General features: G+C 62.8%; 18 protein-coding genes, 1 tRNA gene and 1 pseudogene. 8 read left to right on the forward strand and 12 right to left on the reverse strand.

The genetic code is table 11. The annotated features are described in order from the left end of the window. Window positions 1-128: 128 nt before the first annotated feature. Both ACNJYA_RS33965 and ACNJYA_RS33970 read left to right on the forward strand, forming a co-directional pair. Entirely contained in the window at window positions 129-599 is a 471-nt protein-coding gene (locus ACNJYA_RS33965) for an aminoacyl-tRNA deacylase (RefSeq protein WP_172789025.1), read from the forward strand. A 188-nt stretch (window positions 600-787) separates the two neighbouring features. After that, the gene (locus ACNJYA_RS33970) at window positions 788-1,207 is read left to right on the forward strand and encodes a CBS domain-containing protein (protein WP_212259892.1); all 420 of its coding nucleotides are present in this window, start codon (window positions 788-790) and stop codon (window positions 1,205-1,207) included. 158 nt (window positions 1,208-1,365) lie between these two features. Here ACNJYA_RS33970 and ACNJYA_RS33975 read toward each other — a convergent pair. Together ACNJYA_RS33975 and ACNJYA_RS33980 are read right to left on the reverse strand one after the other, a co-directional pair. Next, window positions 1,366-1,440, reverse strand: a tRNA-Glu gene (locus ACNJYA_RS33975). 57 nt (window positions 1,441-1,497) lie between these two features. Continuing rightward, window positions 1,498-1,842, reverse strand: coding sequence for a hypothetical protein (locus ACNJYA_RS33980; RefSeq protein WP_172789024.1), 345 nt, complete (start codon window positions 1,840-1,842; stop codon window positions 1,498-1,500). Here ACNJYA_RS33980 and ACNJYA_RS33985 point away from each other — a divergent pair. Both ACNJYA_RS33985 and rpoH read left to right on the forward strand, forming a co-directional pair. Further along, the gene (locus ACNJYA_RS33985) at window positions 1,841-2,848 is read left to right on the forward strand and encodes an RluA family pseudouridine synthase (RefSeq protein ID WP_439401518.1); all 1,008 of its coding nucleotides are present in this window, start codon (window positions 1,841-1,843) and stop codon (window positions 2,846-2,848) included. The two genes, ACNJYA_RS33980 and ACNJYA_RS33985, sit on opposite strands and share 2 nt — an antisense overlap. A gap of 218 nt (window positions 2,849-3,066) precedes the next feature. Further along, entirely contained in the window at window positions 3,067-3,966 is a 900-nt protein-coding gene (rpoH, locus tag ACNJYA_RS33990; RefSeq protein WP_172789022.1) for an RNA polymerase sigma factor RpoH, read from the forward strand. Between the two features lie 121 nt (window positions 3,967-4,087). Here rpoH and ACNJYA_RS33995 read toward each other — a convergent pair whose 3' ends face one another. From ACNJYA_RS33995 to ACNJYA_RS34010, 4 genes are all read right to left on the reverse strand, one after another. Then, window positions 4,088-4,714, reverse strand: coding sequence for a peptidoglycan recognition protein family protein (locus ACNJYA_RS33995; RefSeq protein ID WP_439401519.1), 627 nt, complete (start codon window positions 4,712-4,714; stop codon window positions 4,088-4,090). A 34-nt stretch (window positions 4,715-4,748) separates the two neighbouring features. Continuing rightward, a complete protein-coding gene (locus tag ACNJYA_RS34000) occupies window positions 4,749-5,948 on the reverse strand; it encodes a GGDEF domain-containing protein (protein WP_439401520.1) in 1,200 nt (399 codons plus the stop codon). 738 nt (window positions 5,949-6,686) lie between these two features. Continuing rightward, window positions 6,687-7,298, reverse strand: a complete 612-nt coding sequence (locus ACNJYA_RS34005; protein ID WP_212259901.1) for a LysE family translocator — start codon at window positions 7,296-7,298, stop codon at window positions 6,687-6,689. 44 nt (window positions 7,299-7,342) lie between these two features. After that, complete coding sequence (locus tag ACNJYA_RS34010; protein ID WP_172789018.1) at window positions 7,343-7,717, reverse strand: response regulator; 375 nt, start codon at window positions 7,715-7,717, stop codon at window positions 7,343-7,345. Window positions 7,718-7,840: 123 nt separating this feature from the next. Here ACNJYA_RS34010 and ACNJYA_RS34015 point away from each other — a divergent pair, with 123 nt between their 5' ends. After that, window positions 7,841-8,671: an SDR family NAD(P)-dependent oxidoreductase gene (locus ACNJYA_RS34015; protein WP_439401521.1), complete on the forward strand. Its 831-nt coding sequence runs from the start codon at window positions 7,841-7,843 to the stop codon at window positions 8,669-8,671. Window positions 8,672-8,806: 135 nt separating this feature from the next. On the opposite strand, the gene ACNJYA_RS34020 is transcribed toward ACNJYA_RS34015, so the two are convergent. Both ACNJYA_RS34020 and ACNJYA_RS34025 read right to left on the reverse strand, forming a co-directional pair. Continuing rightward, the gene (locus ACNJYA_RS34020; protein ID WP_439364599.1) at window positions 8,807-9,613 is read right to left on the reverse strand and encodes a lytic murein transglycosylase; all 807 of its coding nucleotides are present in this window, start codon (window positions 9,611-9,613) and stop codon (window positions 8,807-8,809) included. Window positions 9,614-9,913: 300 nt separating this feature from the next. After that, window positions 9,914-13,105, reverse strand: a complete 3,192-nt coding sequence (locus tag ACNJYA_RS34025; protein ID WP_439401522.1) for an nSTAND1 domain-containing NTPase — start codon at window positions 13,103-13,105, stop codon at window positions 9,914-9,916. Between the two features lie 102 nt (window positions 13,106-13,207). Between ACNJYA_RS34025 and ACNJYA_RS34030 the strand changes: the two genes are divergently transcribed. Together ACNJYA_RS34030 and ACNJYA_RS34035 are read left to right on the forward strand one after the other, a co-directional pair. Beyond that, window positions 13,208-13,552: a hypothetical protein gene (locus ACNJYA_RS34030; RefSeq protein ID WP_439364602.1), complete on the forward strand. Its 345-nt coding sequence runs from the start codon at window positions 13,208-13,210 to the stop codon at window positions 13,550-13,552. 415 nt (window positions 13,553-13,967) lie between these two features. After that, complete coding sequence (locus ACNJYA_RS34035; protein ID WP_212259907.1) at window positions 13,968-14,204, forward strand: hypothetical protein; 237 nt, start codon at window positions 13,968-13,970, stop codon at window positions 14,202-14,204. Between the two features lie 18 nt (window positions 14,205-14,222). Here ACNJYA_RS34035 and ACNJYA_RS34040 read toward each other — a convergent pair. After that, window positions 14,223-14,587 (reverse strand): annotated as a pseudogene (locus ACNJYA_RS34040) (thiol-disulfide oxidoreductase DCC family protein). 1,033 nt (window positions 14,588-15,620) lie between these two features. Here ACNJYA_RS34040 and ACNJYA_RS34045 point away from each other — a divergent pair. Continuing rightward, complete coding sequence (locus tag ACNJYA_RS34045) at window positions 15,621-15,989, forward strand: hypothetical protein (protein WP_212259912.1); 369 nt, start codon at window positions 15,621-15,623, stop codon at window positions 15,987-15,989. Window positions 15,990-16,128: 139 nt separating this feature from the next. Here ACNJYA_RS34045 and ACNJYA_RS34050 read toward each other — a convergent pair whose 3' ends face one another. From ACNJYA_RS34050 to dnaG, 3 genes are all read right to left on the reverse strand, one after another. Further along, window positions 16,129-16,635: a DinB family protein gene (locus ACNJYA_RS34050; protein ID WP_439401523.1), complete on the reverse strand. Its 507-nt coding sequence runs from the start codon at window positions 16,633-16,635 to the stop codon at window positions 16,129-16,131. 456 nt (window positions 16,636-17,091) lie between these two features. Continuing rightward, the gene (rpoD, locus tag ACNJYA_RS34055) at window positions 17,092-19,233 is read right to left on the reverse strand and encodes an RNA polymerase sigma factor RpoD (RefSeq protein WP_439401524.1); all 2,142 of its coding nucleotides are present in this window, start codon (window positions 19,231-19,233) and stop codon (window positions 17,092-17,094) included. A gap of 377 nt (window positions 19,234-19,610) precedes the next feature. Beyond that, window positions 19,611-21,611, reverse strand: a complete 2,001-nt coding sequence (gene dnaG / locus ACNJYA_RS34060; RefSeq protein ID WP_439401525.1) for a DNA primase — start codon at window positions 21,609-21,611, stop codon at window positions 19,611-19,613. Between the last annotated feature and the right edge of the window lie 17 nt (window positions 21,612-21,628).

Genomic DNA, 21,628 nt, shown 5'->3' on the forward strand with positions numbered 1-21,628 from the left:
ATGAATTGCAGCTTGCGGATGGAAGACCTATGTTGGGTCTCTAGTCAGGCAGCCGCCCATCGTATGGCGAGAGTCTGCAGGGTCGACCTCACGGTGGATGGTTTGCATTCCGCATCGGAGGTGATGCCATGGCCATTGCTCCCACGCTCCAGAAATACCTCGCCGCTGAGAACATCCAGTACGAGGTGATCCCGCACGAACTCAGCATGACGTCCGCTCGAACGGCCGAGGCATGCCATATCCCGGGCGACCGCCTCGCCAAGGGCATCGTGTTGCGGCGCGACGGCGGATACATGCTGGCGATCTTGCCCGCTTCGCATCATCTCCGTCTGGCGGACCTGAGGACAAGCCTCGGCGACAATGTCCACATGGCCAATGAAACCGAGGTCAATCGGCTGTTCAGCGACTGTGCACACGGTGCGGTTCCCGCCGTCGGCAAATGCTACGGATTGGAAACGATCGTCGACGACAGCATCGAGGCACAGCCGGACATCTATATGGAAGCCGGCGATCATGAGACGCTGCTCCATATGGGTCACGCGCAGTTTGCGCGCCTGATGGCCAACGCACCGCATGGGCGCTTCAGCGCGCATGACTGAGGATTTTTTGGAGACCGCCCATTGCCGTTGCGATCCTGGGCGGGAACTCTGGCCGCGAGGTCGCCGTCATACTGATCAGCAGGTGGCGGCGAGAGTTTCTGCGCTTGCCTGGTCGGAGTTCGGAAGATTGGGGGTGCCGCTGCATTGATTGCATCAACGCACTTGAAACCCACGAACGGAGGCTCGCCATGAAAGTCAAAGACGTGATGCACAAGGGTGTCGACTGGGTCAGCCCCGATACGCCAATCACCGAGATAGCCAAACTGATGCGGGCGCATGACATCGGCTGCATTCCGATCGGCGAGGACGACAAGCTGGTCGGAATGGTGACCGACCGCGACATCGTCTGCAAAGGACTCGCGAGCCACAGCTTCGATGCCGGCCGCGCGAAGGCACGTGACGTGATGACCGAAGGCATCCATTGCTGCCGCGAGGACGATGACCTCGCCAAGGCGATGCATCACATGGAGAAGCTGCAGGTCCGCAGGCTGCCGGTGATCAACAAGAGCAAGCGGATGGTCGGCATCATCAGCCTGGGTGACGTCAGCCATTCCGCGTCCGGTGATATGCTGACCGAGACCGTCAGGAGCGTTTCGGCGCATCACTGAACTTGCGGCCAGGGTATGGCCAAGGCTCCTCTCGCGATCCCCCGCCCGAACAGGCGGTAAGGGGAGCCGGACTCATGCGCTCATGCAACCATCGCGCGGCGCAGAAGCAACGTCGCGATATGGCTCATTTTGAGTTTTGCGCTGGGATATCGTGAATATGGCGCTCCCTAGGGGAATCGAACCCCTGTTTCAGCCTTGAGAGGGCCGCGTCCTAACCGCTAGACGAAGGGAGCGTGAGGGCTAGCCAATAGCCTCGAAATTTGTCCGCCGCAAGGACCCCGGCGGGCCTTTTACGGCTCATTGGCGAATTTCAGCCGTCCGGCCGGCTTCAATGTGCGGGCGTCGAAGGTGCGGATCTCGATGATTCCGCCGAGATCCAGCGTGACCACGAGGCGGTCGCCGGCGACCCCGGTCGAGACGATTTTGGCGCCCTTGGGCAGGGTTGCGGTGACATCGCCCGCCGGCTCGGCCGCCCTTCCCTCGGACTTGAAAAGGCGGTAGCCCACCGCGATCAGCACGGCGCAGATCGCAAGCGCCGTGGTCAACCCCGCTATCAGCATCATCCGCCGCACCCGCGCGAACAGCACGGCCTGCTCGGGGGTCGGTTCGGGAACAGCGGTATCAGACGTCGTCATGGAAAGCTCTGGGTCAGCGCAAAGGTTGGAGGTTGTCGTCGCCGGCTCCGAGGGCTCGCCCCGGCTCGACCGCGTGCTGGCGGCGCGCCTGCCGGAGCTGTCGCGATCGAGGCTGAAAGCCCTGATCCTGGCGGGCGCAGTGCGCCTGAAGGCCTCCGCGGTCCGCGACCCCGCTTATCACGTCGCATCCGGCGATACGATCATAATCGACGTGCCGGAGGCCGCGCCCGCCGAGCCCAAGGGGGAGGATATCGCCCTCGATATCGTGTTCGAGGACGACGACATCATCGTCATCAACAAGCCCAAAGGCCTGGTGGTCCACCCCGCGGCCGGCCACGAGACCGGCACCTTGGTGAACGCGCTGATCGCCCATTGCGGCGCCTCGCTGTCGGGCATCGGCGGGGTGCGCCGGCCCGGCATCGTGCACCGGCTGGACAAGGACACGACGGGGCTGATGGTCGTCGCCAAGAACGACCTCGCCCATGCCTCGCTGTCGGCCCAGTTCGCCGACCACGGCCGCACCGGCGCGATGCGGCGCGGCTACATGGCGTTTGCCTGGGGGGTGCCGAACCGCCACCGCGGCACCGTCGATGCGCCGATCGACCGGCATCCGCATGCGCGGGAGAAGATGGCAGTGCGCCAGGGCGGCCGCGAGGCGGTGACGCATTGGGAAATCCTGGAGACCTTTCATGGGCGCGACGGCAAGGGCGTCGCCGCCCTGCTCGCCTGCGAGCTCGAGACCGGCCGCACCCACCAGATCCGCGTCCATCTCGCCCATATCGGCCACCCGCTGATGGGCGATGCCGTCTATGGCCCGCATTTCAAGACCAAGGCCAACCAGCTCGGCCCCGAGTCGCGGACAGCTTTGGCGGCGCTGGGGCGGCAGGCCTTACACGCTTACCTGCTGGTATTGGAGCACCCAAGGACGGGAGAATTACTGCACTGGGAGGCGCCTTTGCCGGAGGATTTGCTTCTCCTCGAACGCACCCTCAAAGCGGCGCTATGACGCAGGTCGCTTCAGAAAGCCTTTACATTACAAAAAGTTATAGCTGCCACACGGGGACGTGACGTCAGCAATCCTTCCCTTTTTGACCCCCGATGGGGTATATTGCGCCTGCGTTGAAATCACCAACGCGGAACATCGCAGCTACGGCCGGCTTTAACACAGCGGTCGTCTGCCTGGCCCGCCGCTATCGGGGGCCTGAACCTTTTGGAGGGCGCACTATGGCCCGTACCGCTGCTTTGCCGGTCCTCAATGGAGAATCCGGCCTTTCCCGCTACCTCGCCGAGATCCGCAAGTTCCCGATGCTGGAACCGCAGGAGGAGTACATGCTCGCCAAGCGTTGGCGCGAGCATGACGATCGCGACGCGGCGCACCAACTCGTCACCAGCCATCTCCGCCTCGTGGCCAAGATCGCCATGGGCTATCGCGGCTACGGCCTGCCGATCTCCGAGGTCGTCTCGGAAGGCAATGTCGGCCTGATGCAGGCGGTGAAGCGTTTCGAACCCGAGAAGGGATTCCGTCTCGCCACCTACGCCATGTGGTGGATCAAGGCGTCGATTCAAGAGTACATCCTGCGTTCGTGGTCGCTCGTGAAGATGGGCACCACCGCGAACCAGAAGAAGCTGTTCTTCAACCTGCGCAAGGCGAAGAGCAAGATCAACGCACTGGACGAAGGCGATCTCCGCCCCGACCAGGTCAAGGTGATCGCCAAGCGCCTCGGCGTCACCGATCAGGACGTGATCGACATGAACCGCCGCCTCGGCGGCGACGCGTCGCTCAACGCACCGATCCGCGACGACGGCGAAGCCGGCGAATGGCAGGACTGGCTGGTCGACAACACGCCCAACCAGGAAGCCATGATGGCGGAGCACGAGGAATATGATCACCGCCGTGACGCGCTGAACGGCGCCATGGGCGTGCTCAACCCGCGCGAACGCCGCATCTTCGAGGCCCGCCGCCTCGCCGATGAGCCGATGACGCTGGAAGACCTTGCTGCCGAGTTCGGCGTGTCGCGCGAGCGCGTCCGCCAGATCGAGGTTCGCGCCTTCGAGAAGGTGCAGTCCGCGGTCAAGGGCACGATCGCAAAGGCCGAACAGGCCGCGCTGGAAGCCGCGCATTAAGCGCGGGGGTTCAGCGCCAGAGATTGGCGGATCGAAAGAGACAGAAAGCCGGCGGCAACGCCGGCTTTTTTGTTGCTGTGATGGGAGCTGCACCCGATAGCGGGGTGTGCGGGCACACCGCCTACTCGCCCCATTCCCGTGCCATCGTCGCGAGGATGCAGCCTTCGCAATAGCGGGCGTCCTTGTAGTCGATCCAGTTGTGCGCATAGACGCGCTCGGGCGGGATGTCGTAGCGCGCGCGCAGCACCCGAACGAGGATCTTCCACGCCGCGACCTGCGCCTCGGTCGGCCCCGCCGTCACATCAGGATAATTGCCGGCGAACTCGACGCCGATCGAATTGTCGCGCACCACCTGGCGGTAGGTCGGCCGGTTGTCGATGTACTTGTTGTCATTGCGGTTGGCACCGTCGCCGTGGGTCGGCACGAGGTTCTCGGCGACCGCCCAATAGACCGTGCCGTCGGTCTCGACCCAGACCGCAACGCCGCGCCGCGTCGGGTTCCTCGCCTGCGCCTGCGCGCCGCCGCGGGCGGAGCCGGCCGGTCCCTCGGTCTGGTGCACGATGATGTTGCGCCAGGGTCTTGCGTTGCCGACCTCGCCCCACGGCGCCAGCCAGACGATCTTCAGGCCGGGGATATCGGGCGTGCCGGAGGCGCGCGCGAGCCTGGCGAGCTCGGCATCCGCAGCAGCGGCGGGGACGATCGGAACGAGAGCGGCGAGGACAGCCGCGAGCAGGCGAAACATCATCATGCAGGGCCCCATGCGACGCCGAGCCTAACAGGCTTTACGCGAATGTCCGCACCGTCCCGACAGCCTCGGGCGCCAGCGGCGGGGCGGGGTCATAGACCGCAAAATCGTTCTTGCCGTTCTTCTTGGCGGCATAGAGGGCGTGGTCGGCATTGGCCATCAGCCGGTCGGGAAATGCGCCGATGCCGCGATCCCACTCCGCAACCCCGATCGAGATCGCGATCGGAATGTCGCGGCCGCTGCAGCTGGCGGCGTCCTGACGGCAGACCTCGAGCACGCGGCGGGCGATCGCGGCAGCCTCGCGCAGGGACGAGGACGGCAGCACGACGCAGAACTCGTCGCCGCCGGTGCGGGCGAGCATGTCGCCGGGCCGCAGGCGGGTCTGCGCCATCAGGGTGAAGTGCTTGAGGCAGGCATCGCCGGCGGCATGGCCATGGGTGTCGTTGATGGTCTTGAAGCCGTCGAGATCGATCACCAGCAGCGAGAACGGCTCGCCGCTGCGCTCCGACCGTGCGCATTCCTCGGACAGACGCTGCAGCAGATGCCGCCGGTTGGCGACGCCGGTGAGATCGTCGAGCAGCGCGAGGTCGGCGACCTCGCCCCGCAAGCTGTCCATCGCCATCAGCAGGAAGCCGAAATTGAGGGTCATCGACAGGAACAGCAGCCCGAGCACCATGATGGCATGGGCCTGGCCTCCGGCGCGCGCCGAGAGATCGTAGCCGAGCAGATTGCCCACGGTGCGCACGAGCAGAATCGCGATGATGCTGAGGATGACGATGCCGGACAGCTTGGCGCCCGGACTGACGCGGCCTTCCGGCGACAACAACAGACGCAGCGCCAGCACCAGCGGCAGGGCCTGTCCGAACGTGTAGCTCAGCATGCGCAGCTGCATGTGCTCGAAGCCGACCATGAAGACCACGACGCCGACGAGGCTCAAGCACCCCGTCGCGGTCATCAGGCGCCACGACACCGGCCGATCGTAGAAGCGCTGAATGCCCATGGCGGCGAGGCAGCTCGCAGCGATGACGCCGCCAGCGCCGAGCAGCAGCGGCAGGGGAGAGGCGACGAACAGACGGATCAAGGCGGTCATCGCGCCGGCCGAACCGACGAAGGCCGATGCCATCCAGAACCGCGCAGCCGCGAAATTCGGATAGGAACGCGTCACGTAGGCCCAGATCACGCCGAGCGCCAGGAAGTTGACGACGAAGACCGTCCACAATGTCGGTACGTTCAGCATGGCGCATACAGCACGCGCCGCGTCCCGCCCCCCGTTCCCGGCAGCCGTCCGTCCATGACCCATCCCCGTTTTCTTGCGGAAGACAATGCGACGGTTGCGCTTAATGGAGTCTCACTGCGACCTCTGAAAACGCGCCCTTGGTTTTGGATTCATGAACGACACGCGCCATTGTCGGATCGTTAAGTCTGTCGCCGCCGATGGCCGTGCTGGCGCGTGAGGCGGATTCGCGACCAAAAATCACCCGAAAATGCATCTGAGCTGTGGATAACAGGATGACACGGATGTGACGACGCGGGGCAGCCGCCTCCGAATCTGCTGAGTTTGTCGTCGAGGATGTTGCGAGGCTGGCCCTCCGCCGAGCATCCCTCGTGTCGCGTTCCACCATTAACCCTTGAGAGGATACTATGGCTAAGAAAGCGAAGAAGGCGGCGAAGAAGAAGGCGAAAAAGGCCAAGAAGGCGAAGAAGAAGTAACGAGGCTTCTGTTTCTTAGCCCGGGTGGACTCAGCTCCGCCCGGGCGTCGGGTCGATCGAAATTGGCGGGCGCAAGGCCCGCTTTTTTATTGGATTGGACCCGCTCCACTCTCTCGCTCCCTCTCCCCCGTTCTTACGGGGAGAGGGTGGGGTGAGGGGCTTCTATCCACACGCGCGGCCGTCGAGATATCTGTACCCCTCACCCGGATTGCATCTTCGATGCAATCCGACCTCTCCCCGCAAGCGGGGAGAGGTGAAGGAAGTGCTACCGCTCCGACAACGCCAGCTTGGCGCCGAGTGCGGCGAAGCCGGCGGCAAAGCTGCGGCGCAGCCAGGCCATGACGGCCGGGCGGGAGATGACGCGCTCGCGCACCGCGGCAGCGCAGAAGCCGTAGAGGACGAACACCGCGAAGGTCATCGCCATGAAGGCGCCGCTCAATTCCAGCATGCGCGCCAGCACATGGGCCTCGTCCGCCGCGATGAATTGCGGCAGGAAGGCGAGGAAGAAGATCGACAGCTTTGGATTGAGGATGTTGATCAGGAAGCCGGTGACGATGACCCGGCTGCTCGAGCGCTCCGTGATCTCGCCGCCAACCGCCAGCGCCCCGGTCTCGCGCAGCGCCTGCCAGGACATGTAGAGCAGATAGGCGACGCCGCACCATTTCAGTGCGGCGAACGCGAGCGCGCTGGTGTGGAGCACGGCGGCAAGGCCGAGCATCGCCGCCGCCATGTGCGGCACGATGCCGAGCGTGCAGCCGAAGGCGGCCGCCACGCTGGCGCGCGAACCGCGGGTCAGCGCCGCGGCCAGCGTGTAGAGCACGCCGGTGCCGGGCGAAGCGACGACGATGAGCGAGGTGAGCAGGAAGGACCAGGTCATGGTCCGACCTTATCACCGCAGCGCGCTGCGAGAAAGCGAGCGCGTCAGGACAGCTGAGCGATCTCGGCCTCGCGCAGCACGTCGAGCGGCGCCCAGGGCTTGGCCCAGAACTTGGCGCCGTCGGGCAAGGGCTGCTTCAAGGGGCGGCCCGAGGTGACCACGACGTCGAGCTTCGGATTGCGGTCCTTGGCGACATGCGCGAGCTCGACGCCGTTCATGCGGCCGGCCAGCTGGACGTCGGTCAGCATCAGGCAGAGCGCGCCGGCGTTGTTGTCGAGGACGCGCTCGGCGGCTTCGGCGCTCTCGCACTGGATCACCTGGTAGCCGCTCTCCTCCAGCAGGACGCAAAGCATCTCCCGCTGCATGGCGTCGTCTTCAACGATCAGCGCTGTCGCGCGAAATGGCGTCGCTTGTCCCATCGGCGGCTCCCAATGCATTGCCTCCATAACGAATGTTAAAAACCGAGACCCGCTACGGTTCGGTTCCATTCTGAAAAAATGTAAAGCATAGTTCCATCATCAGGGGCTTGACGGGGGAAATTCATGACGACGATTCGGGGCGCTGCCGCCATCGCGGGAGCCGCGAGCGGCATCGGCCGGGCACTGGCGATCGAGCTCGCGCAACGCGGCTGCGACCTCGCGCTGGCCGATCGCGACGAGGGCGGATTGAAGGCGCTCGGAGCAGAGATCGGAACAACGCGCAAGGTCAGCCTGCATCGCGTCGACGTCGGCGAGCCTGATGACATCGCGCAATTCGCAAGCGAGGCCATCGCCGCGCATCCCGCCCTCGGCATCGTCGTCAACAATGCCGGCGTTGCGCTGATGGGCTCGTTCGAGGAGATCGACCAGTCCCAGATGGATTGGTTGTTCGACATCAATTTCTGGGGCGTGGTGCACGGCACGCGCGCTTTCCTGCCGCATCTGAAGACGATGGGCGAGGCGCACATCGTCAATCTCTCCTCGATCTTCGGCATCATCGCCCCGCCGGGCCAATCGGCTTATGCCGCGGCGAAGTTCGCGGTTCGCGGCTTCTCGGAGAGCCTGCGGCACGAGCTCAGCGTCGCTGGCAGCCCCGTGAAGCTGTCGGTCGTGCATCCCGGCGGCGTCGCCACCGCGATCGCGCGCAACGCCCGCACCGGCGTCGGCGTCACCGACAATGCCCGCCGCGCGCAATCGATCGAGCGGTTCGAGAACGCGGCGAAGACCTCGCCGAAGGACGCCGCACTGCGCATCATCCGGGGCATCGAGCGGAACGAGCCGCGCATCCTGATCGGCAACGACGCCCGCTTCATGGACCTGCTGCAGCGCTTCCGCCCTGGGACGTATTGGGCGCCGTTGCAGCGGAAGCTGGAAAAGATGGCGAAGGGGACGTGAGTTGGGGGAGGCAATGTCTCTCCACCGTCATTGCGAGGAGCGTAGCGACGAAGCAATCCAGACTGCCTCCGCGGAAAGACTCTGGATTGCTTCGCTGCGCTCGCAATGACGAGTGTGGCTGGCGGGGTGTCGCCCTCACTGCCCCATCAGCCGGTCGGCGAAATAGCCGATCGTCTTGCGATAGACCACCGCGCGGTTCCACTCGCGCATCGCCTCGAAGTTCGGCGTGCCCTCGCCATAGGGCTGGCCCATCTTGAAGCCGCTCGTTTTCAGGAGGTTCGCGGTCGAGGCGAGCACGTCGGGGATGCTGTGGCGGAGGTCGACATGGCCGTCGCCGTCGAAATCGACGCCGTACTTGATGTAGGACGACGGCAGGAACTGGGTCTGGCCGATCTCGCCGGCATAGGCGCCGATGAGGTCGCGCAGCGGCAGGTCGCCGCGCTGCACGATCTTGAGCGCGGCGAGCAGCTCGCCCTGGAACAGATCGGTGCGGCGGCAATCATGCGCGAGCGTCGCCAGCGTACGGATCACCGGCAGCTTGCCGGTGTCGCCCTTGCCGAAATCGCTCTCGAGGCCCCAGATCGCGACGAGGATGTAGCGGGGCACGCCGAACTGCTGCTCGATGCGCGAGAGCAGCGCGGCATGACGCTGCAGCAGCGCGCGCCCGCCATTGATGCGGCCGGGGCCGACGCGGGTGGAGACGTACTGCTCGAAGGTCTTGTTGAAGGTGTAACGCTGGCGCCGGTCGAAGGCGAGAACCGCAGGGTCGGGCGCCACGCCGCTGAGCGCCGCATTGGTCACGCTTCCCGAGACGCCGCCAGCCTGCGCCTCCTGCGCCATGCTGGCGATGAAGCCGTTGAAGTCGCCGCCGCAGCGGGCGGCCTGCGCCGATCCGCCGGCCAGAGACACGACGAACGCAGCGGCGAGAAGCAGTCTCGGCATGTGGAGCAAACCCCTAGAGAATCCCAGTGCGAAGCAGTGCTAAGGATCATGCCCGGGAACGCCGCGACCGTCAAAGCATGAGGCAAGGACGCCTCCGTGCGGTTCTGCGGCTTCGACAATGAGGGCCACTGCCTGACGCGCCGCAGACGCAGGAGAGCATTGCGACGCTGTGGCAGACCATGATGGAACGGCAGCAGGCGGCGCGCGCTGCGCCGGCGGCGCGAGGCCCTCGCGTGCGATCGGGAATCCGAGCGAAGCTCCGCCAGGGTCAGTCCGATCACGCCACTGCATGCGCCCAGCTCAGTCGTCTTCTGCCGGACTGAATCTTCGCGCTCGCTGCCACGTGACCTTGAGATGGTGGGCCGACGGAAGTTTGATCGACTTCCTGTTCTCTTCCCCGAGGACAATTTCCATTTCTTTTGTTGAGCCGCCCAGAGGCTCGAGGTCGAGTTCGCCGCTACCATCAAATACCAGCGACTTGAGGTTGGGCATCGAGAGCACGACGTTGAACGCGCGGAAATTATTGTTGTAGTACACTTTCAGCCTCTCCAAATTGGAGAGTGCCGCGATGGAATTCCAGTCTGCGGGCCCGTCGGAATACACTTCCAAATCCCGCAAAGTCGATTTGAAACGTGCAAGCGAATACAGGGATTTCACTTGGCCATAGAGCGCTATCTTCTCGGGCCTCAGGCGATCCGGGATGCTCTCGACCAAGTCTTCGGACACGGTGAGAACCTTCAAATTGGGAAGCGGCGGCAAATCAGCCAACGTTCCAATGCTGCCGAATCCCGGATCAGTTACTCTCCATCGATTTACCATCGACGGATTAACGGCAAACAGGGACGTCAACGTCGTCAACCCGGGCATGCCCGAAAAGCTCTTGAGAGGCACATTGGACAGTCTCAATTGCTCGATCGCCGGAAAGTTCGGCATACCAGCCAGAGTGGTCAGCCGGGGAACATCGGCCAGGTCGAGCGTTTCGAGGACCGGCAGCAGAGGCATGTCGCTCAGGGTTTCAAGTCCATTGTCGGAAACGGGGAACGTAGAGCCCACGGCTATCCGCTTTAACGTGGGCTGCAATCCAATTCCCTTGAGACTCTTGAGCTTTAGCATCCCCGAAATCTCGAGATTTTCGAGCGATGGATAGATAGGGAGATCCAATTTCTGGAGGTCGCGAAGGTCCGCCAGCTGCAGGCGCTTAAGAGCAGGCAATACGGCAATTCCATCCAAACTTTCCATTCGAAGGTTTCGAATTCTGAGAGTTTGGAGCGCGGGTAGCGCCGGCATGCCGTGAAGTGAAACCTCCACCGGCTGATTGTTCGAATATCCGCCAATCCGCTCGCCGAGGACAAAGGTCTTGAGGGCCGGAAACATCGGCAACCGAGCCAAGTTGACGGTGCGAGTGGGGCGATATTCAAGACGAACGAGCGCCGGCAGCTTCGGGAGGTCCGATAGCGTGGAAAGCGAGTTGCCCTTGATCGAGAGCGTACGCAGGGTCGGGAACGTCGGCATGCCCTTGAGGCTCGACAGCAGGTCGATGTCGATCTCGAAGCTCTCCAGGCTGGGAAGCAGCGGCATTCCCACCAGCGTCGCCTTGTCCGAATAGGTCGAAATTGCAAGGTGTCGCAGGGTGGGAAGTGGAGGCAGGCTCACCAGGTCCTCCAAAGATCCAAATCGGACATTCAGACTCTCAAGAACGGGAAGGTCCGGCAGCCCCGACAGGCTCTTCAAGGCGAAGCCACTCACCGCGAGTAACTTTAGATTGGGAAGGGTGGGAAATCCTTCCAAGCTCCTCATCCCGCCCAGGCTTAGCGACGTAAGCGTGGGTGGAAAAGAGACCCCCTTCAGACTCTTCAGCTGACTCGCGCTGTTGAGATCGAGCTTCACGACGGGTGTCCGCAGCTTGGACAGCAACAGAGTGGCCCGCTTCAGCTGATCTTCGTCTGCTTCCTGGCCGTTATATTGGAACGCAACTTCTCCGCTCTTATCGGACGGCGCAGGAACAATTCCGGCAGCATCGAGCTCCTTGCGGATCTGTTCGTCTTGCCAGTTGGGATAGAAAACGGCTCCGGTCAAAACCGCAATGATCCAAAGGGTGAGCGCAGCCGGGGCGACCCACACCCTTGCTACCTCCCAAAAGGACCTCGTCCAGTGTTGGACGATCGGCTGGACCAGCCGCGCCACAAAGTCATGCGCGATTTCCCAGCGGTCGCTCGTTCGATCGATGTCCCTGACGAGACCGCTATCCGCCAGCCGCAGCAAACAGCCACGCGCAACCGCAGTCGAGATTTTGGCTTCCCTCGCAATTGAGACGAGAGGCAGCGAACGCTTCGTTCCCACGTTCGTGACGAGGGGGCGCAATATGTTCGCGGAGTGGGCGCGCACGTCTGTGGCCGACATCGCACGATGCACATAACCCGACAACAGTCGACCCGGATAAACGCCCTTTGGAAGCGCGCCTCTGAACGACGCCAGAACAAGACCTATCATGTTCAGGACCACTGGACGCACACGGTCCGGCATGTCCTCGATTTCCGAAGCCTCGGCAAAGATCTCGCTCATCAGGCTGGTACCGACGTCGATCTGTGACCGCTCCAGAAAGTCCTGCGCATCGGCATGCGAGAAGGGACGAACCTCCAGGCAATTGCGACCCAGCGTCGGCGGCGGCAGCGAGAGACTCTCCAGATCCGAGAGATATTCGGATCGGAGAGACAGGAGGATAGTCAGGCCGCGCCGCGGCTTGCCGATCAAATTCTGGAACAATTCGATCAACGGCCTGCGTTCCTCCTCCTCCTGCAGAAGGATCAATACTTCTTCGAACTGGTCGATCGCTATCAAAACATGTTCGCCCTGCGCGACGGCGAGATCGACCTCAATATCGATCCGCTCCAGCGTCGATGCGACGTCAAACTTGGATGGTGCCTCATCTCCACCGAACATCGATCGACTGATCGCGCCCAATGGGTCGTCATGCGGCCTCACCGGGAAGACCCGCCATTGATTGCGTGAAAGCTCGGGCAGCACCGACGCACTCAGAAGAGAGCTTTTACCTGTGCCGGACTGTCCCGACAGATACAGCACCGAGGCTGCAGACTCCTTGATCCAGCGGGCGACCAGGATATCGGCCTTATCCGGTCTGACGTATTTGTCCGTTTCGTGAGCTTCGTAAGGCGTCAACCGGAAGTAGCCAGGCTCCCTCAACCGGCCCCTCACGCCCAGATCGTGTAGCTGCCGGTTGGCCACCGCCTCCCGCCAGGCTGGCAGCACATAAAAGAGAAAGAAGATGGGGACAGGTACGATGCAGCCTATAATGGGCCAAGGCGGTGGAAGATGGATCGCATCTCTAAGTCCAACATAGGCACCGATCATGCCCGCCAAGGCCAACAGCAGACCGGCTATTCCCTTCAGGTCCGCTACGGCAGTACGCAGGGCTCGTGTGAGCGGTCGCTCAGGTCGCGTCGCATCGACGTCTGATGTAGGCGCGTCCGCCATATGCTATCCTTAAAAATGGCAATTTCGCCACAAATCGACACGAATAACAAGGCACATGCTCGGTCAGCGTGTACGGAGAGCGCTGAACCTCTCGAACTCGCGATGTTCGCCACGATGTTCCGGCTTCTAATACACATGCCACTCCTGCGCATCCCGCTGTTTCGCCTGCTCGCCATCAATCTTGCGATCGGCGCCTGCGCCGCCGTGCTCTTGGTCGGCGGCCTGCTCTGGCTCAACCCCGGGCATCTGCGCGAGTTGATCTTCGCGGACCGCACGCCCGGTATTACGCTCGTGTTGTTGCTCGCTTCCTTCCTCATCACCTTCGGCTCGGCCGCGATGGGCAGCGCGATCACGGCGCAGGGACGAAGAGAGCCTGGCGCCAAAGGCGGCGGACACGGGTCGCGCCTTGCCGTGCAGGAGGTGACGCAGCGCCCGCGCGCGCATTGAAAGACGAACGATCCGACCCTGCGTCTGAACGTGGGATGCCACGGTTTGCACGCGAGGGGGAAGACGTGCAGACAAACGCACTCTCGGGAGGAACGTCGCGCGCTCGCTGCATTGCGAGAGCGGGCGACATGAACAAATTGATTTGGAACTCCAAACAATCGTTTCGATGCGGAGCTGCATCACACGTCGCACAGGGGTGCATATCTGATACGCCGGCTGCGACATCGACGCCACCACGATTTGCCTTGCCATCGCGGCGCGCCTTCTATAGCCTTCTATTTTAGGTTGTCGCCCTGCCAGCCCCGGGCGACGCTGAAGAGATAAACGGCGGGCTTCGGCCCGCCGTTTATTGAAGGGCGTGGCGACGACCCCGAAAGTCATTTGACTGCGGCGTCCTGATCGAGGACAAGCCGCCATGGCCAAGAAACCCGGAACCAACCCCAAAGGCGAATTCGCCTTCTTCAACGTCGTCTACGCCGACGATTCCCAACGCTCCAACCGCCGCGTGCCAGCCGAGCTGCTCGGCGGCCTCGACGGCGACGAACCCGCCCGCGCCTTCATTATGGAGCAGGACCGCGAGATCGCGGAAAAGAGCGGCAAGCCGGTGCTGGAGATCAAGCGGATCGAGCGGGTGGGGGCGAAGAAGAAGTAGGCGGGCTAAGGCAGGCGCTCACCAGCGCCCGCTCCATCTGTTCCAGGCAAACAGCAGATCGGCAAACCGGTCATAGACAAACCGCGTGACCGGCAACGCGATTGCCTGATAGCGCCGCAAGCCACCCCTCCCCCGGCGTCAGCCGCGAAAGCGCAATCGCGACATCCGCGCCGACGACGAGCCGGCCGGCCTCATCGGTCGCATGCAGGCGGCGCCTGATGTCGTCGAGCGAGGCGCCAAAGTGCGCCAGCGCATCAGGCTGCTCGTTGATGTCCCTGAACTCAACCGCGCACCAACGCCAGCAGCTTGTTGCGCTACCAGTCGATGCCGGCGTCGCAGACGGGGCAGCGGGTGTTGTAGTAGACGGTGAGGTGGGTAGGCATCAATGCGCCTTTCTCGTCGGAATTATAGTCCGAGGGAAAGCTAGATAAACGTCTTTGGCTGAAAGCTGCCGATACGAAGGCACAAGGAAGGGCGGCCGCCCTAGGCCCGCCGAATTACGCGGCGGCCTCGACGGCGACGAGCCCGCGCTCAAACTTCATTGGGGAGCAGGATCGCGAGTCGCGGAAAAGAGCGCGAGACCGGCGCTGGAGATCGAGCGGATTCAAAGGGTGGGGCGAAGAAGAGGTAGGCTTCGGCCCTGTCCCCGTCGTTGCGAGCGCAGCGAAGCAATCCAGAGATGCGTCTGTGGGGATGGGCGGCAGAGCAGACCTGATTTTTGAAACTTGAGTTCTCACATTTTGACCCATGCAGACCTCGAATAGCAGCGAAACTTTCGCGGCGAGCGGCCAGTCGAGGTATCGCTTCCTTAACGGTTCATTATCGATGTCGCGGCTTTTCGTGAACCTTCAAAGGTTGTTTGTCGGTTTCCTTGCTGCAACTATGATTGTGGAAGGCCGCCGCTTGAGCGATCATCGTATTGTGGGGGAACCGACTAGTTCGAATGCGGGAATTGCTGCAAACCGGTAAGGCAATAGCCACATTCGCCGTCGGCGTGCCCTTCTTCGCCTTCGCGACGTGGCTTGGGCTAGCCCAGATATGTCGCGTATTCACGACAGGAGAACTGTACTCGCGCGGTTACGGCCCTGGTTGGATGGGCTGGTCAAGACCCGTCAGCTTTGAGAGCGACCCAATCACCTTTGTATCGGCTCTCGTGACAGCCGTGCTCGTCATTGCTGCTGGGCTGTTCATTTTCGGACGGCTGTTCTCCAATGTACGACGCTGGTGGAACGCCCAGTAGCGCGCGAGCCGATCGGCCCTACCTGGGATTTGAAAAGTTTGCCCCTTCGATCATAGGGAGCGCAGTTCGGCAGTCTTGAAGGTCCGCACTCGGTCGGTGGCTACTTACATGGCGATGCCCGCTGAGCACCGCTTATGAACCTCGGCGGACGCCTTGAGAAAAACGGGAGGTTATGTATGAAGCTATCCCAGCCGCTGACCGTCGTAATTCGCATACCAAACGTAGCTCTCTCGCGTTCCGATCTGGACACATCATTGAAGCTACAAGTCGATCGTTATGAACCGTCATCTCGTCTTGCGTATGCCCAAATCGATAACGGAGATCATGAAGATCAATGGGCTGCTTTACTCGATCTTATCCGTTCGATTGGCGCCGTCATTCCGGGTCTGTTGGCGAAAGGCGAGATCGGGCGACCGAGCGTGGACGTGGCTATGGTCTTTCCCGACTCGCTCATGGCCAAATATCTAACCATCCCCGCCGATGTTGTCGCGGCTGCGGGGGAGGCAGGGATGGGCATTGAGGTGTCTGTCTATAGGGGCGAGTAACATGCCTGCTTGTGGCCCGTCGCGGCCAAGCAGAATGCCCGTTGAGGTGTCGGCTGTCGGGCGTGGAGCGGACGCTGATCGCAGCAATCTGGACCGCCGATTTTGACCCAGAACTGCCATCTAGCATCGGCTGATGCAATCAACGCTGGGTACGCGAGGGATCGGACCTATGCAGATATCCAGCGAACACATCACGCATCGCCGTACTTTCAATTTTCGGAAGAAGGCGACCTACCTCACCTCGATGATACCCGGAGTGGGTAACCACATGAGCAAGCATCTCCTCTCGGGACATCCGCCCCTGCGTCCCATCTGTAAAGGTGAAATCGACCAGTTCTTCGAGGTCAGAAGAACTCGCTCGCGAAATGTAGTCAACGTACCACTGGTCCGTTAGTCGAATGCTGGGGGCGAGTTGAGCAAGAACGGGCGTGTCAGCGCTCCAATTCGCCGCGTATGAGTGACGTTCGCCTTGAAGATTTGCGGCAAATATTCGGTCAACCATGTGGGCGTGATTCAGAACACGCAGTGCTGCCCGATATTCCGTTGTGTGCGGTTCAGCATCGACGGTGTTCAAGGCGAGAAGCAACTCCGCATTCGAGGCGGCTTTGTATTGAAGCAACGAGCTTATTAGGGTCTTGGCCGTCATGTTCTTCTCCTTGCGCATCAGAGAATCCCCGCAACAAACCCCCATATGCCGATCGCAAATAGCGTCGGCATCAGCGAGCTGCATTGGTATGACGGCTACTTGTGCGCTGGCGGCCGCTCAATCGCGCACATAGAATTTGCACGCGTATGCAGGACGGTTCAAGATCAAAAAGCAAAATCTCTGTCGTGACCATCGCCGATCACTCGAGGTGTAAAATCAAATTTGGTGTGCCACCGGAGTAGGGTCTCTTTTGGCCCATCTCGGAAGTCGGGCGCCGTCCGCTCTTTCGTTGCTGTTGGAATAGCAGCGGACATGGGTCGGGCAATCGCCTGGTGAGTACAAGCGCAGCCTGGATTGCTTCGTCGCAAGCGCTCCTCGCAATGACGTGGCGAGAGCCGGGTCAAAGAAAAACGGCGGGCTGTTGGCCCGCCGTTTTTGTTCTGATCGAAATTCGCATCAATTATCCAAGAAGCTCCGCAGCTTCCTGCTCCTCGACGGATGCTTCAGCTTCCTTAGCGCCTTCGCCTCGATCTGGCGGATACGCTCTCTCGTCACCGAGAACTGCTGCCCCACTTCTTCCAGCGTATGATCCGTGTTCATGCCGATGCCGAAGCGCATGCGCAGCACGCGTTCTTCGCGCGGGGTGAGCGAGGCCAGCACGCGCGTGGTGGTCTCGCGCAGGTTGGACTGGATCGCGGCGTCGATGGGGAGAATCGCGTTCTTGTCCTCGATGAAATCGCCGAGATGTGAATCCTCTTCGTCACCGACCGGCGTCTCCAGCGACAGCGGCTCCTTGGCGATCTTGAGGACCTTGCGCACCTTCTCCAGCGGCATGCCGAGCTTTTCGGCGAGCTCTTCCGGGGTCGGCTCGCGGCCGATCTCGTTGAGCATCTGGCGAGACGTGCGCACGATCTTGTTGATCGTCTCGATCATGTGCACGGGAATGCGGATGGTGCGGGCCTGGTCGGCGATCGAGCGAGTGATCGCCTGCCGGATCCACCACGTGGCGTAGGTCGAGAACTTGTAGCCGCGGCGGTACTCGAACTTGTCGACCGCCTTCATCAGGCCGATGTTGCCTTCCTGGATCAGGTCGAGGAACTGCAGGCCGCGGTTGGTGTACTTCTTGGCGATCGAGATCACGAGACGGAGGTTGGCTTCCACCATCTCCTTCTTGGCCTGGCGGGCCTCGCGCTCGCCCTTCTGCACGGAGTGCACGATCTTGCGGAACTCGACGATCTCGAGGCCGGTCAGCGCGGCGAGCTGATGCACCTCGTGGCGGAGGTCCTTGATGCGGTCCTTCTCGTGGTGGACGAAGTTCTTCCAGCCCTTCGCCGACAGCTTCGAGACGCGGTTGAGCCAGCGCGGGTCGAGCTCCGAGCCGGTGTAGTTGCGCAGAAAATCCTCGCGCGCGACGCCGTGGCTGTCGGCAAGGCGCATCAGGCGGCCCTCGTGCGAGACGAGGCGCTTGTTGATGTCGTAGAGCTGCTCGACGAGGCTGTCGATGCGGGCCTGGTTGAGGCGCAGCGACTTCACCTCGACGATGATCTCGTCCTTCAGCTTCTTGTACTTGCGCTCCTGGTGCGGCGAGAGCGACTCGTTCTGGAGCTGGTTCTGGATGTCCTGCTCCTGAAGCTTGCGCAGCTTCTTGTAGCTGTCGGCGATGCGATCGAATATCTCGACCACCTTCGGCTTGAGCTCGGCCTCGATCGCCGCGAGCGACATCTGGTTCTCGAACTCGTCGTCGTCCATGTCGGCTTCGGCCGCAGCCTCGCCGGGATCCTTCTCCTCGCCGGCATCAGCACCGCCGCCGGCAGGCGCGGCGCGGAACGGGGTCGGTGACGGCGGCGCCGCGGGCGGCGCGACATGGGCGGGCGCGGCTGCAGACGCGGTGGCTTCGCCGCCTTCGGCAGCGGCTTCGCCGCCCTCGCCATTGGGACCTGCGATCATCGCGGTGTTCATGCCGCCCTTGGCGTCCGGGCCGGCATAGGTCGCTTCGAGATCGATGATGTCGCGGAGGAAGATCTTGCCCTCGTTGAGCTCGTCGCGCCAGATGATGATGGCCTGGAAGGTCAGCGGGCTTTCGCAGAGGCCCGCGATCATCGCCTCGCGGCCGGCCTCGATGCGCTTCGCAATCGCGATTTCGCCTTCGCGGGAGAGCAGCTCGACCGTGCCCATCTCGCGCAGATACATGCGCACGGGATCGTCGGTGCGCTCGCCCGGCTCGCTCTTCTTGACCTCGGTGACCGCCTTCTGGGTGACCTCGACGAGCTCGTTATCGGTCTCGTCCTCGCCCTCGTCCTTCTCCTCCTCGCCTTCGCTATCGTCGGCTTCGGTGACGTTGATGCCCATGTCCGAGAGCATCGACATGATGTCCTCGATCTGTTCGGGCGAGGTCTGGTCGGACGGCAAGACTTCGTTGAGCTGATCGAAGGTCACGAAGCCGCGCTTCTTGGCCTGCTTGATCATCTTCTTCACGGCCGCGTCGGACAGGTCGAGCAAGGGCGAGGGCGCGTCCTGGGAATCCTTCTCCGGCGCATCCGCTGCCTTGTCGTCTTTTTCCTTGTCCTTCGCCTGCAGCGTCTTTGCCTTGGTGGCCATCCATTGCTCCTAAACGCGCTTCATGCGAGACGCCCGCCGCGCCTTCGCGTGAATTCACATGAACCTGTTGCTCGACGCTCTCGCTTCGGCAGCTCTCGACACGGAAAGGGCGGCGCACAAACCTCTCGCCACCCCCAACTTTCTCTCGCCGGAATTGCCTAACGCTTCGTCAGCCTCTTTGTCGCGGCGGATGCAGGTGTAATGCCAACAGCGATTGCGCGGATTCATTCCTGACGCGTCTGTTATGCCTGCGGCCGCCTCCGGGCCAAAGTGCTACAAGACCGTTAAGCCTCGATTAACCCTGTTTTTGCCGCCAAATCATGGATTTGGCGAGTCTTTTAGCGGTTCCGGCCGCGGCCGTCCGCATGATTCTTTCATCACATGCTCTTCTGGAGCCGGCCCGACAGCTCGCCAAAACCCTCGATCAGGGCCTCGGTACCGTCGACTTCCCCTATCCGAGCCTTGACGTCTCGCAGCCACGCCAAATTGGCCTCGCTGGGATCCTCCCCCAAGGCCAGCTCGGCGTCTTTCAGCTCTCTAAGTAGTGAATGGTATTGCCGATGCAAGGCAACCAGCTGGTGCCAGGTGGCAAGAACGTCATCCCGGGCCGCGCCCTCGCGGGCGGCCCACACCGCCTGGGTCGTGATGACATTCTCAACCCTTTGAAGAGTTTGAGTAAATCCGCCCTTTTCGAGGTCGCCGCGCATCTTTTCGGCCAGCTCGCCGGGGTCCGGCGAGTGGTGATGGTCGTTGGCGAAGGCGGCGATGATGCCGGCCCGGAGCTTGTGGGCCTCGGGATGGGCCAGCTCCAGGGCGGCGACCTCCTCCAAATGCTCGTGCAGCAGCCAGGGGTGGTTGATCAGGCTTTGCAGAATCAGGGCTTCGCGACGGGAGATGGCGCTGCGCTGGCCCCGCATGATTGGGCTTGCCGCCAACTGGGGACTCGCCGCCTGGTAGGGGCCGGAGGGCAGCAGGGTCGGACCCGGGGCGCCGCGACGGCCGCCGCCGAACCCTTGTCCGCCGAATCGATTCGGCCCGCTCCGCGGCTGGAACGGCCGGCCGCCACCGGGGCGGAAATTGCCCCGGCCGCCAAAGCCGCGCCCGCCTTCGGGCGCGAAGGTGCGCTGCAGCCGCTCGACGAAGTCGTCGCGATAATAGCGCCGCACCACCTCGTCGCGGATGCCGTTGGTGAGGTCCTTGATGCGGGCCTCGAGCGCGGCGCGCCGCTCGGGCGTGGCGAAATTGCCGCCCTCGAGCTCGCGCGACCAGATCATGTCGGCGAGCGGACGGGCGGCGGCGATCACCTCCTCGATCGCGCCACGGCCGCCCGAGCGCACGAGATCGTCGGGGTCCTGCCCTTCCGGCAGCAGCGCAAAGCGAAGACTCTTGCCGGGTGCGAGGAATGGCAAGGCAAGGTCCGCAGCACGATACGCCGCCTTCTGTCCGGCGCGGTCGCCGTCGAAGCAGAGGATCGGCTCGTCCGCCATCTTCCAGAGCAGCGCAAGCTGGCTCTCGGTGAGCGCGGTGCCGAGCGGCGCGACGCTGCCGGCAAAGCCGGCGGTGACCATGGCGATGACGTCGACATAGCCTTCGACCACGACCAGCGGGCTGCCGTCATGGGTGGCTTTGCGCGCGGTCTGGTGGTTGTAGAGATTGTCGCCCTTGTGGAAGAGCGGCGTCTCCGGCGAATTCAGGTACTTTGCCGGAACGTCCTTCTCCAGCGCGCGCCCGCCGAAGGCGATGACGCGGCCGCGCAGATCCGTGATCGGAAACATCACGCGATCGCGGAAGCGGTCGTAAGGCACGGGAATGTCCTCGCCGCCGATGAGCAGCCCGGTCTCGACCATGTCCTCGACGGAGACGCCGAGCTTGCCGAGATGCTCCTTCAGCGCGAATTTCTCGCCCGGCGCATAGCCGAGGCGGAACTGCAATTGCGTCGCCGGGGAGATGGCGCGATCGGCGAGATAGCCGCGCGCCTTCGCGCCCACGCGCGAGGCCAGCGTCTCGGCGAAGAATTTCGCCGCGAGATCCATCACGTCATGCAGCGAGCGCCGCCGCTGCTCTTCGCGCGCCGCGTTGGGCGTCACCGCCGGCAGCGGCAGGCCCGCCATGTTGGCGAGACGCTCCACGGCTTCAGCGAACGGCAGGCCGTCGGTCTCCATCACGAAGCTGATGATGTCGCCGTGCTTGCCCGAGGAGAAGTCGTGGTAAAAACCCTTCTGGTCGTTGACGTAGAAGGACGGCGTCTTCTCCTGCTGGAACGGCGACAGCCCCTTCCACTCCCGCCCCGCCTTCTTCAGCTTGACGCGCTTGCCCACGACCTCGGAGACCGAAAGCCGGGCACGAAGCTCGTCGAGGAACTGGGGCGTGAAGCGCATGGGCTCTGTGTAGCGCG

Source organism: Bradyrhizobium sp. BLXBL-01 (genome assembly GCF_051853025.1).
GTDB lineage: Bacteria > Pseudomonadota > Alphaproteobacteria > Rhizobiales > Xanthobacteraceae > Bradyrhizobium.

What these genes read in the sequence shown, in the direction of transcription:
- ACNJYA_RS33965 (WP_172789025.1), top strand. Translation starts at nt 129, where the DNA reads ATGGCCATTGCTCCCACGCTCCAGAAATACCTCGCCGCTGAGAACATC.
- ACNJYA_RS33970 (WP_212259892.1), top strand. Translation starts at nt 788, where the DNA reads ATGAAAGTCAAAGACGTGATGCACAAGGGTGTCGACTGGGTCAGCCCC.
- ACNJYA_RS33985 (WP_439401518.1), top strand. Translation starts at nt 1,841, where the DNA reads ATGGAAAGCTCTGGGTCAGCGCAAAGGTTGGAGGTTGTCGTCGCCGGC.
- ACNJYA_RS33980 (WP_172789024.1), bottom strand. Translation starts at nt 1,842, where the DNA reads ATGACGACGTCTGATACCGCTGTTCCCGAACCGACCCCCGAGCAGGCC.
- rpoH (WP_172789022.1), top strand. Translation starts at nt 3,067, where the DNA reads ATGGCCCGTACCGCTGCTTTGCCGGTCCTCAATGGAGAATCCGGCCTT.
- ACNJYA_RS33995 (WP_439401519.1), bottom strand. Translation starts at nt 4,714, where the DNA reads ATGATGATGTTTCGCCTGCTCGCGGCTGTCCTCGCCGCTCTCGTTCCG.
- ACNJYA_RS34000 (WP_439401520.1), bottom strand. Translation starts at nt 5,948, where the DNA reads ATGCTGAACGTACCGACATTGTGGACGGTCTTCGTCGTCAACTTCCTG.
- ACNJYA_RS34005 (WP_212259901.1), bottom strand. Translation starts at nt 7,298, where the DNA reads ATGACCTGGTCCTTCCTGCTCACCTCGCTCATCGTCGTCGCTTCGCCC.
- ACNJYA_RS34010 (WP_172789018.1), bottom strand. Translation starts at nt 7,717, where the DNA reads ATGGGACAAGCGACGCCATTTCGCGCGACAGCGCTGATCGTTGAAGAC.
- ACNJYA_RS34015 (WP_439401521.1), top strand. Translation starts at nt 7,841, where the DNA reads ATGACGACGATTCGGGGCGCTGCCGCCATCGCGGGAGCCGCGAGCGGC.
- ACNJYA_RS34020 (WP_439364599.1), bottom strand. Translation starts at nt 9,613, where the DNA reads ATGCCGAGACTGCTTCTCGCCGCTGCGTTCGTCGTGTCTCTGGCCGGC.
- ACNJYA_RS34025 (WP_439401522.1), bottom strand. Translation starts at nt 13,105, where the DNA reads ATGGCGGACGCGCCTACATCAGACGTCGATGCGACGCGACCTGAGCGA.
- ACNJYA_RS34030 (WP_439364602.1), top strand. Translation starts at nt 13,208, where the DNA reads ATGTTCGCCACGATGTTCCGGCTTCTAATACACATGCCACTCCTGCGC.
- ACNJYA_RS34035 (WP_212259907.1), top strand. Translation starts at nt 13,968, where the DNA reads ATGGCCAAGAAACCCGGAACCAACCCCAAAGGCGAATTCGCCTTCTTC.
- ACNJYA_RS34045 (WP_212259912.1), top strand. Translation starts at nt 15,621, where the DNA reads ATGAAGCTATCCCAGCCGCTGACCGTCGTAATTCGCATACCAAACGTA.
- ACNJYA_RS34050 (WP_439401523.1), bottom strand. Translation starts at nt 16,635, where the DNA reads ATGACGGCCAAGACCCTAATAAGCTCGTTGCTTCAATACAAAGCCGCC.
- rpoD (WP_439401524.1), bottom strand. Translation starts at nt 19,233, where the DNA reads ATGGCCACCAAGGCAAAGACGCTGCAGGCGAAGGACAAGGAAAAAGAC.
- dnaG (WP_439401525.1), bottom strand. Translation starts at nt 21,611, where the DNA reads ATGCGCTTCACGCCCCAGTTCCTCGACGAGCTTCGTGCCCGGCTTTCG.